The sequence below is a fragment of the Kitasatospora sp. NPDC023385 genome, assembly GCF_055664045.1.
Genome location: NZ_JBVOOL010000011.1, coordinates 197,035 through 209,195 on the forward strand (window position 1 = coordinate 197,035; position 12,161 = coordinate 209,195).

Below are 12,161 nucleotides of genomic sequence, written 5' to 3' on the forward strand. Positions count from 1 at the left end.
GCAGATCGTGGCCGAGATCGTCCTCGACGGCATCACCAAGCGCTACCCCGACGGCGCCCTCGCCGTCCGCAACGTCAACCTCACCATCGCCGACGGCGAGTTCGTGATCCTGGTCGGCCCGTCCGGCTGCGGCAAGTCCACCACGCTCAACATGATCGCCGGGCTGGAGGACATCACCGAAGGCACCCTGAGCATCGCCGGGAAGGTCGTCAACGACCGCGCGCCCAAGGACCGCGACATCGCGATGGTCTTCCAGAGCTACGCCCTCTACCCGCACATGAGCGTGCGCGACAACATGGGCTTCGCGCTGCGCCTCGCCAAGGTCGACAAACCGACCATCGCGGCCAAGGTCGAGGAGGCCGCCCGCATCCTGGACCTCACCCAGCACCTCGACCGCAAGCCCGCCAACCTCTCCGGCGGGCAGCGACAGCGGGTCGCGATGGGACGGGCGATCGTCCGCGACCCCAAGGCCTTCCTGATGGACGAGCCGCTGTCCAACCTCGACGCCAAGCTCCGGGTCCAGATGCGCACCCAGATCGCCGCACTCCAGCGCCGCCTGGGCACCACCACCGTCTACGTCACCCACGACCAGGTCGAGGCCATGACGCTCGGCGACCGGGTGGTCGTCATGCGGGCCGGCCTCGTCCAGCAGGTCGGCGCGCCGCAGGAGCTGTACGACGAGCCGGTGAACCTCTTCGTCGCCGGGTTCATCGGCTCGCCCGGCATGAACTTCCTCGGCGCCGTCCTGGAGGAGAACGTGCTGCGCACCTCGCTGGGCGACCTGCCGATGGACGACCGCACCCGGCGCGCCCTGGAGCGCGCGGACGCGCCGCGCGACCTGATCGTCGGCATCCGCCCCGAGGACTTCGAGGACGCCTCCCTGGCCGAGCACCCCGGCGGCGTCACCTGCAGCGTCACCGTCGACGTCCGCGAATCCGTGGGCTCGGACGTGTACGTCCACTTCGCGGAGGAAGGCGGACCGGCCCCGACGGATGAGCTCGCCGAACTCGCCGCCGACTCGGGCCGGGCCGACACGGGCATGCGGGAGCACCGCGTCGTCGCGCGGCTGAACACGGCCACGCGCGCCGCCGAGGGCAGCCCGCTGGAGCTGTGGGTCGACACCGCGCGGATCCACGTCTTCGACCCGCGCGGCGGAGCCAACCTGACCCACCCGGAGCGTGCGGCGGGGTGACGGGCCGGAGCCTGGCGGGCACCGCGTGACTCCTGTGACTCCCGCGCCTGCGCCTGCGCCGGGGGCGGGTAGAGGTGGAGGCCGTCAGCCGGCCAGGCCCGGCAGGACCACGGCGTTCGGCAGCTCCACCAGGGCCCGGCCGGGGAGGATCAGCTTGCCCCGGCGCCGACCGCTGCCGACCAGGACGTACGGGGCCGCGGCCACCGCCTCGTCGATCAGCAGGGGCCAGGCGGCGGGCAGGCCGACCGGGGTGATCCCGCCGTACTCCATGCCGGTCAGCTCCACCGCGGTGTCCACGGGGGCGAAGGAGGCCTTCCGCGCCCCCAGCTGTGTGCGGACCGCCCGGTTGACGTCGACCCGGGTGGTGGCGAGGGCGAGGCAGGCCGCCAGGGTGACCTCGCCCGCGCGCTTGGCGGCGACCACCACGCAGTTCGCGGAGAGCTCCGGCGGCGCGTCGTAGGTCTCGCAGAACACCGCCGTGTCCGCCTTCTCGGGGTCGGTGTCCACGTAGAGCACGGACGCGGCCGCGTCCCGGGCGTCCCAGTTCTTCAGGGCGTCGGCCACGGGTGCGGCGAGGTCGTCGCAAACGTCCAGTGCGGCGAAGGCAGTTGGGAAGTTCCCGAAGGGCGGGTGTACGGACTCACTCATGGGACGGACTGTAGCGCGGTCGCCCGTCCGGCTGGAGCGGGCTGGGTCACTCGTACGGGACGACGGCAACCGGGCAGCGGACGTGGTGGATCGCGGCGTGGGCCACCGGTCCGAGGTGGTGGTGGCGCAGCGGCATCCGGTGGTGACGGCGGCCGACCACGAGCAGCCGGGCCGTCGCCGCCGCGTCCACGAGCTCGACGGCGGCCCGGCCCCGGACCAGGTCGGCCGTCACCTCCACCTCGGGGTGGCGGGCCCGCCAGGACTCCAGGGCTTCGGCCAGGTCGGCCCGCTCGCCGGCGGACACCTCGCCCTCCAGACCGCCGATGGCGCCGTAGGACAGGTGCTCACTGCCCGGCGGCGGGGCCCAGACGTGCACGACGCGCAGCGGCGCCGAGCGGAGCGCGGCCGCCTCGAAGGCGAAGGCCAGGACGGCGTCCGCCGGGCGCGCCAGGTCGAGGCCGACCGTCACCGGGCCGTTCCCCTCGCCCGCGTCCGCCCGGACCAGCACCACCGGACAGGCGGCCCGGCGCAGCACCTCCTGGCTCACCGAGCCGACCAGGAAGCCGTGGACCGTGCCGAGGCCGCGCGAGCCCAGCACGACCACGGCGGCATCGCGCGCGGCGGCCTCCAGTGCCTCGACGGGGTCGGCGGACAGCAGGGACGCGGCGACCGGCACCCCGGGTACCAGGGCGCGCAACTCGGCCTCGCGGTCGCCGAGGAGGGCCAGGGCGTGGGCGTGGCTCTGCTCGCTGCCGACCACGTCCCGCCTGGGCAGGGGCCAGGCGCGGAGCAGGTCGAGGCGCAGTCCGCGGCGCTCCGCCTCGCGGGCGGCCCACTCGGTGGCGGCCATGCTCTCGGGCGAGCCGTCGAATCCGACGACCACGGATCCGCTCATGGCGTCCTCCTCGGTTCCGCGGCGGATCGAGGCGGCGCCCGCCGCCTCGGGTGCGGCCCCAGTATCGGCGGTGGGCGCGGCCGGCGCCTCCCGAAGCGCGCCGCCCGCGGCCGGAGCCGTGCCCGGGGCGGCAGACGCCGAGCGGTGTCGCAGTGGGCCCGCGCACCCACTGACCAGGGAAAAACGCCCCGGGCGACTGGATATCCTGGTCACATGAGTGACACCCTTCCCGCCTGCCCGCAGTGCGCCGGCGAGTACACCTATGAGATGGACGCCCTCATGGTCTGCCCGGAGTGCGGCCACGAGTGGGCGCCCACCGACGGCGAGGCCGCCTCCGCGGGGGCCGGAGAGCGAGTGGTCAAGGACTCGGTCGGCAAGGTCCTGGCCGACGGCGACACGGTGACCGTCGTCAAGGCCCTCAAGGTCAAGGGCAGCGCCTCCGGTATCAAGGCCGGCACCAAGGTCCGCAACATCCGCCTGGTCGACGGCGTCGACGGCCATGACATCGACTGCCGCATCGAGGGCTTCGGAGCCATGCAGCTCAAGTCCGGTGTGGTGAAGAAGGCCTGACGAGCCCGCCCCCTCCGGTGGAGCAGGCCCGCGCCTCCTAGGCGCGGGCCTGACGCAAGACCCGTTGGATCGGCGTGGGGTGGTAGCGGAGCCTGGAGGACGGGGCGGGGGAGCGGTCGGTCGGGGTGTTCGTGTTCATGCGGCGGCCCCGTGGTTGCCGTGCCCGTCGGCCGACGGAGCGTCAAACCCGGGCCCGCAGCGTTGTTCCGGTCCTCGCCGCGCCCTTCCCGGCACCCACGGTCGCCCCGTATGGTCGGTCAGCGCCGACTTGTCGAGCCACCGTCACCACCCCGGGGATGACCATGAAGAGACTCGGAACGCGCCTGCGTGCCCTGGCCGCGTGCCTGCTCGTACTCGCCGCGCTGACGGCGGGCTCCGGGCCCGCGGCCGCGGAGGGCGCGGCCGCGAGGGCGTCGACCGCCGCGCAGCCGACGGTGTCCTGGACCGGCCCGCTCAGCACCCGCGGGCGCTACATCGTGGATGCCAACGGCGAGCGGTTCAAGCTGAAGGCCGCCAACTGGGCCGGGGCGCAAGGCACCTGGGAGGGCAGCGGGAACGCCGACGACCCGGCGAACAACCAGGCCGGGCAGGTGTCGCACAACCTCCCGCTGGGGCTGGACCGGGTGCCGATGGCCCGGCTCCTGGACGACTTCCACGCCCTGGGCCTCAACAGCATCCGGCTGCCGTTCGCCAACGCGATGATCCACGACACCGCGCCCGTACCGGACGCCGCCGTCGCGGCCAACCCCCAACTGCGGGGCCGCACACCGCTCCAGGTGTACGACGCCGTGGTGGCGGCGCTCACCGACGACGGCTTCGCGGTCATCCTCAACAACCACACCACGACCTACCGCTTCTGCTGCGGCCTGGACGGCAACGAGCGCTGGAACAGCGGCCAGTCCACGCAGGCCTGGGAGGACGACTGGGTGTTCCTGGCGAAGCGGTACAAGGACAACAAGCGGGTGGTCGGCGCCGACCTGCGCAACGAGGTCCGCCGCGACACCTGGGACGACCCCAACTGGGGCCTGGGCGACGCCCACGACGAGTACGCCGCCTTCGAGGAGGCCGGCAACCGGATCCTGCAGGCCGACCCGGACCTGCTCGTCGTCATGGAGGGCATCAACTGGTACGGCATCCCCGCCGCGCCGTTCAGCCACGGCCGCCCGGTGCTCACCCCGGTGCGCAACCTCTCCAACACCCTGATCGACTCCGGCAAACTGGTGTACTCCGCGCACTTCTACGCCTACACCGGACCGGCCAACACCGGTGCGGGCAGCGGTCCGGGGGCGACGAACGACCCCCGCTACGAGGACTTCACCCCCGCGCAGCTGGCCCAGGTCGTGGACGACGAAGCGCTGTTCGTCACCCAGGCCGGACAGCACTTCACCGCCCCGGTCTGGATCAGCGAGTTCGGCGCGGGCGGACGCGGCTCCACCGACGCCAAGGAGCAGGCCTGGCTGGACGCCTTCACCGACCTGCTGGTCCGCAACGACACCGACTTCGCCGTCTGGCCGCTGGTCGGCTGGGCCGACGCCGGCGGACGGCCGCTGGACACCTGGGCGCTGCTCTCCTACGACCCCGCCGGCCGGCGCACCGGCCTCGGCGACCCCGGTGACTGGCGGGCACCCGACTGGCACAAGCTCGTCGACGCCGCCGCGCGCACCGGCCCGGTCGCCCGGGTGGACCACTGGAACATGCTCGACCTCGACCACGGCGACCAGAACGTCTCCCGGCGGATGCTCGCCCTCCCGGACTGGAGCCCCGGCAACCGCAAGGGCAACTGCCCGGACGGCCAGCGCCTGCTCGCCCTCGGCCGCGGCGACAGCCGGGGCCTGTGCACCGACACGGGCGAGCCCGCGACGGGCACCGGCGACTGGACCACCGTCACCGACGAGCGCTACGTCACCGCGGGGGACTGGGCCTCCGGCTACAGCAAGCTCCAGTGCCCCGACCGCACCTACGCCGTCGGCTACGGCGTGCACGGTGACGCCATGGCCGCCCTGCTGTGCGCCCCCGCGGCGGGACCGCTGCCCTCGACCGGCCGCACCCTCTGGTTCGACCGGGGCGACAACCGGCCCGCCACCGGCGGCTCCGTCGCGAGCGACTGGGCGCCGGGCCACTACAAGGGCCAGTGCACGGACGGCGAGTACGTGGCCGGCGTCGCCTACACCTGGCGGTCGCTCCAGTACGGCGCCCCCGACGCCCTGCTCTGCCGCCCGCTCGCCTGACGCGCCGGGTGTCCGTCCCGTTCGCCTGACGCGCCGGACCGGGGCGGGCGTCCGTCTGGTGGTGGCTCGCCTCGCCCGGGGCCGGTGCCTCATGTGCCCGGGACATCGGGTGCAGGACACTGCTGCCATCCGGCCGTCGGCGAGGAGAGGGTGGTCATGGCTGCGGAGAGTGCGCGGAGAGCCTGGTGGCGGCCCCGGTCCGGTGCGGCGGAGCGGCAACTGGCCATGGCGGGCTGGTGCGCCGCCGTCTGCCTGGTGGCCGGGGGCCTGTGGGTGGGCTACGTGGTGAGCCACCTCGGCTCGCCCGGGCTCTCCCAGCCCGCCCACCACCTGGCGGTCCTGGGCTACGGCCTCGCCGCCGTCGCCGGCGGGGTCCTGCTGCACGCCCACCGGCCGGGCAACCAGCTCGGCTGGGCGCTGCTCGCCTACGGGACGGCGCTGATCGTGCCGCTCGCCGCCCAGGCCCCGGTCTGGGTGGAGGTGGGCGACTCGCGGGTGGTCGGGGCCGTGGTGGTCCTGGTGTCGGCCGGCTACACGGTCAGCGGCACGCTGTGGCACGCGCTGCCGCTGTGGCTGCCGTACGGGACGCTGCCGAGCCGCCGCTGGTGGTACGCCATCGGGGCAGTGGGCCTGTGGATGCTGCCGCAGGCGTGCTACTACGTCTACCAGCCCACGGTGTTCGGCCGGCCCAACCCGCTCGCCGGCAGCGCCGTCGCGGGCTGGCTGCGGCAGTTCAACGACCGGCTGCACGCCACCCAGCTCGTGGTGTTCGTCGTGCTGACCGCCCTGGTGATCCTCGTACCGCTCGCCCGCACCCGCGGAGTGTCCCCCCGGCGCCGACAGAACGTGCTGATCGGCCTCGGCATCTACCTGCTGTGGGGCGGCGCAGAACTCGGCTACTACTTCGACGAGCAGAGCACGCCCTCGTACATCGCCTTCGCGATCGCCTCCGCGCTGTGGACGCTCACCCTGGCCGTCGTCGCCGTGCGCGACGGCTCCTGGCGGCTCGACCGGGCGGCCCGGCGGGTGCTGGTCGGACTGCTGGTGGCCGCCGGGCTGGTCGTGGTGTTCGTGCTGGTGGCCTGCGTGCTCTCCACCATGCTGCTGCCCGGGCGGCGCGGCGCCGGGGCGCTGCTGCTGGTCGCCGTCGTCTTCCTGTTCGCCGCCGGGCTGCCCCGGGGCGTCCGATGGGCCTCCGGCGTCGTCGACCGCTGGTACTACGGCTCGCGCGCACAGCCGTACCAGGTGCTGCGCAGCCTGGCCGGACGAGTCAGCCAGACGGTCGACCCGCAGGACGTGCCGGCCGTGCTGTGCACCACCGTCAGTGACGAACTCCGGCTCTCCGGCGTGGCGTTGACCGTCTCCACCCGAGGCGGCGAACGCCCGCTGGCCGCCGTCGGAGACCGCTCCGGCAGCGGCGAGGGCTTCGCCCTGGTGCACCGCGGCGCCGAGATCGGCCGGCTCACCGTCGCCCCGCGCCCCGGCCAGCAGACGCTCGACGACAGCGACCGCGACATCCTCCGTTCGCTCGCCGACCAGGCCGCGCCCGCCGTCGCCTCGCTGCAGCTGATGGAGGACCTGCGGGCCAGCCGCGAACAGATCGTCGCGGCCCGCGAGGAGGAGCGCCGCCAGCTGCGCCGTGACATCCACGACGGCCTCGGCCCGTTGCTGGCCGGCCTGCGGCTGCGCCTCCAGGGCACCGCCGCGGTCGACGACCCGGCGCTGTTCCCGGGCGCGTTGGAGCGGGTCGCGGACGACCTCGCCTCGGCGGTCCGGGAGGTCCGGCGGATCACCGACCGGCTCGGGCCGACCGCCCTGGGCGACTACGGGCTGTCCCAGGCGCTCAACCGGCTCGCCGAGACGTTCAGCGGCGCCGACCTCGCCGTCACCGCCAGGCTGGAGCCCGACCCGCTGCCGGAGCTGCCCGCCGCCGTCGAGGTCGCCGTCTACCGGATCACCGCGGAGGCGCTCAACAACGTGCTGCGCCACGCCCAGGCGAGCAGTGCCACGGTGTCCGTGCGGGTGGACGCCGGGCAGTTGGAACTGGTCGTCCAGGACGACGGGCATGGCCCGGGCCGGCGCGGCCCCGCGCACCCGGGGGTCGGACTGCGGTCGATGTCCGAGCGGGCCGCGGAGATCGGCGGCAGCTGCACCGTCAACGCGCTCGGCCGTGGCACCCGGGTGCACGCGGTGCTCCCTCGGCGGCCCGCGGGCGAGTGAGGTGCTGTGCCGTCGGCTGCGGCCGGGGGCGGGGGTGGAGCGGCGGACAAGGGTTCGCCCCCGGCGCGACGGGTGGTCGGCCGGGGGCGGGATCGGTGCGGGATCGAAAGATGCAAAAGGGATCGGTAACGCGATCAATTGCAGTTCGGGGGGTTGGGGCACAGGGGTCGGGGCGCGCCACCGCCGGGACCGTGCCCGAGGCGGGGGCGCCGCTTCGGCCTGCGGCTGCCCGCGACGCTCTCGGCGCCCTCGACCGGGCACTTGCACGCCCGGGCGGCTGCGGCGAGGCTCACGGCGGCGCAGACCGCGGCGGCACCGGCCGCCACCAGCGCCGTGCCGGCCGTTCTGTCGGTCATGGTGACCTCCACGGTGGGTTCCGCAGGCCGGCCGCTCCGACCTGCTCTTCCATGCCACCGCCGGTCCTGCCCCAACCGCATGGGGCGACGGTCCTGTCCCGGTCCCGCTGAGCGCGCGGGCTGCCACCCCTGGTGATCGGGCGCGGGCGATGCGGCGCGGCCGTGGCTGCTCTGCAGTGGGGCACCTCCGCATCCGGGCTCCACCGGGGTTCCGGTTCGGTTGGTGCGGTGCGGTGCGGTGCGGTGCGGGTTTGGTGCGGGTGCGGTGCGCTGGGGGCGACTCGGCGGACGGCCGGGCCCGGGCACCGGGGGAGCCTCTTCTGGAAGCGTAGCGGCGTGAACGTCCTTCGCAACTCGGCGACTTGGGAAGTCGACGCAATGACGGAAAGGCCGAGGGGGTGGGAGGGAACGGGTTCGTTCACTAACATCGACAGTAGTCCCGTGATAGAGGAACCGTATTCGCCATCGCGCCGGCGGACGGGAACTCCTTTCGGAGATCCGAGATCCGTGCCCCGGAGAACCACGGCGCGGACGAATGCGTGTACCGGTGGGATCGAGGAAGGGCGACTGAAGAAGGTGCGCAGCCATGACCGCTGAAACGGACGCCGTGCGCGGACCGCTGGCCGGAGCCCCGCTGCGGCGGCGCGGCGAGGTGCTGGAGAGCGCCATCTACGAGGCGGTCCTCCGGCAGCTCACCACCGACGGCTACGCCCGGCTGACCATGGAGGGCGTGGCCGCCGCGGCGCAGACCGGGAAGGCCGCGCTCTACCGGCGCTGGGCCTCCAAGGAGGAGCTGGTCATGGACGCGCTGCGGGCCAGCTTGCCGCCGGGCGGGGCGGCCCCCGACACCGGCAGCCTGCGCGACGACCTGCTGGAGGTGGTGGCCAGGCTGCGCGCCGCGATGTTCAGCGAGGTGGGCGCCGCAGTCCGGGCGATCATGAGCGAACTCGACCACCGGCGCGCGCACGCCTTCGTGGAGATCGTGCTGGCGCGGGTGGTCGAGCCGACCACCGCCCTGATCGCCGAGGTGCTGGACCGCGGCACCCTGCGCGGCGAGGTCCGCCCGGGGGCCGTCACCCCGCTGGTCACCGACGTAGTGCCGGCGTTGATGCTGTACCGGATCAAGATGTGCGGCGGGGAGGCGGTGCAGCTCGACCCGGAGGAGATCGTCGACGAGGTGCTGCTGCCGATCGTCCGCCCGTGACGGGGCACCGCCCGGTGTGCGGATCGCGGTGCGGTAGGACGATCGGCAGCGGCCGTCGGATTCTCTCCGGATTTCACTTCCGGTGGGTGCCGTTTGCCGGTGGATGTCGCTTGTGGTGGATGCCGTTTCCGGTGGATGTCGCTTTCGGTCGGATGCCGTGTTCGGTCGGACGGAATTCCCGTCGGTTTCGGTGAAGGTGACGTCCGGGCTCACGCCCCGCTGTGGCGGAGCATGTCCGCGCGCTCGACGACCTTGACCCGCGCACGGCCCTCGGCTCCGCCGAGCGCGCGCTCGTGCGCGTCGAGCAGTTGCCAGCCCGCCCAGGTGGTGTAGCGCACGCCCTGGCCGCGCAGGTGCTCCTCGACCGCCGCCGGGTCGGGCTCGGTGGCGCCGGGCAGGCGGCCCGCGGTGTGGTCCTCCAGCAGGCAGGCGACGGTCTCGTTGGCGTCGCCCTTGGTGTGGCCGATCAGGCCGACCGGGCCGCGCTTGATCCAGCCGGTGACGTAGGTGGCGGCGCGGTGCGAGCCGTCGCCGTCCACGACCCGGCCGGCCGTGTGCGGGACGGTGCCCGAGACCGGGTCGAAGGGCAGCTTGGGCAGCTCGTCGGAGTAGTAGCCGACGGCGCGGTAGACCGCCTGCACGTCCCAGTCCGTGAAGCGGCCGGTGCCGCGCACGTTGCCGGTGCCGTCCGGCTCGGTGCGCTCGGTGCGTAGCCCGACCACCCGGCCGTCCGCACCGAGGACCTCCACCGGGGACTCGAAGAAGTGCAGGAAGACCCGGTGCGGGCGGTCTCCGACGTCGCGGATCGCCCAGTTCTCCAGGGTCGACGCGACCAGGTCGACGTGCTTGACGGCGCGGCGCTCGGCGATCGAGCCGGCGTCGTACTCGATGTCCTCGGGGTCGACGATCACCTCGATGGTGGGGGAGTGGTCCAGCTCGCGCAGTTCCATCGGGCTGAACTTGGCCTGGGCCGGGCCGCGGCGGCCGAAGACGTGCACCTCGCGGGCCCGGTTGCGCAGCAGGCCCCCGTGGACGTTCGGCGGGATCTCGGTGGGCAGCAGCTCCTCGGCGGTCTTGGCGAGGACCCGGGCGACGTCCAGGGCGACGTTGCCGACGCCGAGGACCGCGACCTTCTCGGCCTCCAGCGGCCAGCTGCGGGGCGCGTCCGGGTGGCCGTCGTACCAGGAGACGAAGTCGGCCGCGCCGTAGGAGCCGTCGAGGTCGATGCCGGGCAGGTCCAGCGGGCGGTCGGCCATCGCGCCGGTGGCGAAGACCACGGCGTCGTAGAACCGGTGCAGGTCGTCCAGGGCGAGGTCGGACGGGTAGTCGACGTTGCCGAACAGGCGGACCTGCGGCTTGTCGAGCACCTGGTGCAGGGCCGTCACGATGCCCTTGATGCGCGGGTGGTCGGGCGCGACGCCGTAGCGGATCAGGCCGAACGGGGCGGGCATCCGCTCGAACAGGTCGATCGAGACGCCGGGGGTCTGTGCGGCGTCGGACTTCAGCAGGGCGTCGGCGGCGTAGATACCGGCGGGGCCGGCTCCGACGATCGCGACCCTGATCGGGCGGGGCATGGCGGGCGGGCCTCCGGTCGGGCGCAGCGGGAAGTGGTCTGGACCCTTGCAGCCAACCCGGGGGCGGGACGGGGGTGTAGGGGGCTCCGGTCTATGGCGGCATAGAGACGACCTATGGCCGGGCGGCCGGTGGGGCGGTCGGTGGTGGCCGGACCTGGCGGTCGGTGCCGGGGCGGCCGGTGGGGGCGGCCGGACCGGGACGGCGCCCGGGCCGGCCGCGTGGCGGTGTCAGCCGCCGTCGGCCGGGGCCTGCGCCGGTACGGCGGGCGGCGGGGCCTGGGGCACGGCACCCGCGTCGCCCGTACCGTCGGCGACCCGGGCGGCGGCGGCCTCGAAGAAGCGCAGCAGTTCCACCGGGAACGGCAGCACCAGCGTCGAGTTCTTCTCCGCCGCGACCTCGACGACCGTCTGCAGCAGCCGCAGCTGCATGGCCGCCGGCGTCCCGGCCATCTTGGCGGCCGCCGCGGCCAGCTTGGTGGCGGCCTGGAACTCGCCGTCGGCGGTGATGATCCGGGCCCGGCGCTCCCGGTCGGCCTCGGCCTGGCGGGCCATCGAGCGCTTCATCGAGCCGGGCAGACTGACGTCCTTGATCTCCACCCGGTCGATGTGCACGCCCCAGCCGGTGGCCGGGCTCTCCAGCATGATCTCCAGCCCCTGGTGCAGGTTCTCCCGGCCGGAGAGCAGGTCGTCCAGCTCGCTCTTGCCGATGATCGAGCGCAGGGAGGTCTGGGCGACCTGCAGCATGGCGAAGGCGTAGTTCTGCACGTCCACGGTGGCCTTGACCGGGTCGATCACCCGGAAGTACAGCACCGCGTCGACGCTCACCGAGACGTTGTCCTTGGTGATGCCCTCCTGCGCGGGCACCGGCATGGTGATGACCTGGACGTTGACCTTGCGCATCCGGTCCGCCACCGGCACGAGCAGGGTGATGCCCGGCTCCCGGACCCGCCCGCGCACCCGCCCCAGCCGGAACACCACGCCGCGCTCGTACTGCTGCACCACCCGTACGCCGGTCAGCAGCCAGAGCAGGAGCACCACGGCGACGATCACGACCGCTGTCACGAATCCCACCTCCCCCGTCGGCACGCAGCCGGGCCGGGACCGGGATGGCCCTGTCGCGCGGTGCGAGCCGCGCAGGACAGTATGCGCCCGGGGTGCCGGGCGGGACAGGCGTGTGCACAGCGGTTTTGACGGGCCCTCGGCGGGCGGCTCGGACCCGGGTCCGCGTCGGGGAGGCGATCGCAGCCGGGTGGTGGGGGATCAAGGCCGGATCC

The 12,161-nt window shown here is 73.8% G+C and carries 10 protein-coding genes; 5 read left to right on the forward strand and 5 right to left on the reverse strand.

The window, feature by feature from the left end; all coding sequences use genetic code 11:
* Positions 1-7 precede the first annotated feature (7 nt).
* Positions 8-1,192 carry an ABC transporter ATP-binding protein gene (locus AC0B61_RS19435; protein WP_471741928.1) on the forward strand — a complete coding sequence of 395 codons (1,185 nt, stop codon included), beginning with the start codon at positions 8-10 and terminating at the stop codon, positions 1,190-1,192.
* Positions 1,193-1,276: 84 nt separating this feature from the next.
* Here AC0B61_RS19435 and AC0B61_RS19440 read toward each other — a convergent pair whose 3' ends face one another.
* A complete protein-coding gene (locus tag AC0B61_RS19440; RefSeq protein WP_471741929.1) occupies positions 1,277-1,840 on the reverse strand; it encodes a YbaK/EbsC family protein in 564 nt (187 codons plus the stop codon).
* A gap of 46 nt (positions 1,841-1,886) precedes the next feature.
* Entirely contained in the window at positions 1,887-2,735 is an 849-nt protein-coding gene (locus AC0B61_RS19445) for a universal stress protein (protein WP_471741930.1), read from the reverse strand.
* A 213-nt stretch (positions 2,736-2,948) separates the two neighbouring features.
* Between AC0B61_RS19445 and AC0B61_RS19450 the strand changes: the two genes are divergently transcribed.
* The 3 genes from AC0B61_RS19450 to AC0B61_RS19460 all read left to right on the forward strand — a co-directional run bounded on the left by AC0B61_RS19450 (position 2,949) and on the right by AC0B61_RS19460 (position 7,753).
* On the forward strand, positions 2,949-3,305 hold the full coding sequence (locus tag AC0B61_RS19450; RefSeq protein WP_471741931.1) for a zinc ribbon domain-containing protein YjdM: 357 nt from the start codon (positions 2,949-2,951) through the stop codon (positions 3,303-3,305).
* A 296-nt stretch (positions 3,306-3,601) separates the two neighbouring features.
* Entirely contained in the window at positions 3,602-5,533 is a 1,932-nt protein-coding gene (locus tag AC0B61_RS19455) for a glycoside hydrolase family 5 protein (RefSeq protein ID WP_471741932.1), read from the forward strand.
* Between the two features lie 156 nt (positions 5,534-5,689).
* Positions 5,690-7,753, forward strand: coding sequence for a sensor histidine kinase (locus AC0B61_RS19460; RefSeq protein WP_471741933.1), 2,064 nt, complete (start codon positions 5,690-5,692; stop codon positions 7,751-7,753).
* Positions 7,754-7,887: 134 nt separating this feature from the next.
* Here AC0B61_RS19460 and AC0B61_RS19465 read toward each other — a convergent pair whose 3' ends face one another.
* Complete coding sequence (locus AC0B61_RS19465; RefSeq protein WP_471741934.1) at positions 7,888-8,109, reverse strand: hypothetical protein; 222 nt, start codon at positions 8,107-8,109, stop codon at positions 7,888-7,890.
* 586 nt (positions 8,110-8,695) lie between these two features.
* Between AC0B61_RS19465 and AC0B61_RS19470 the strand changes: the two genes are divergently transcribed.
* On the forward strand, positions 8,696-9,313 hold the full coding sequence (locus tag AC0B61_RS19470; RefSeq protein WP_471741935.1) for a TetR-like C-terminal domain-containing protein: 618 nt from the start codon (positions 8,696-8,698) through the stop codon (positions 9,311-9,313).
* Positions 9,314-9,522: 209 nt separating this feature from the next.
* On the opposite strand, the gene AC0B61_RS19475 is transcribed toward AC0B61_RS19470, so the two are convergent.
* Together AC0B61_RS19475 and AC0B61_RS19480 are read right to left on the reverse strand one after the other, a co-directional pair.
* Positions 9,523-10,887, reverse strand: a complete 1,365-nt coding sequence (locus tag AC0B61_RS19475; RefSeq protein ID WP_471741936.1) for an FAD-dependent oxidoreductase — start codon at positions 10,885-10,887, stop codon at positions 9,523-9,525.
* Between the two features lie 228 nt (positions 10,888-11,115).
* Positions 11,116-11,949, reverse strand: a complete 834-nt coding sequence (locus AC0B61_RS19480) for a slipin family protein (protein WP_471741937.1) — start codon at positions 11,947-11,949, stop codon at positions 11,116-11,118.
* Between the last annotated feature and the right edge of the window lie 212 nt (positions 11,950-12,161).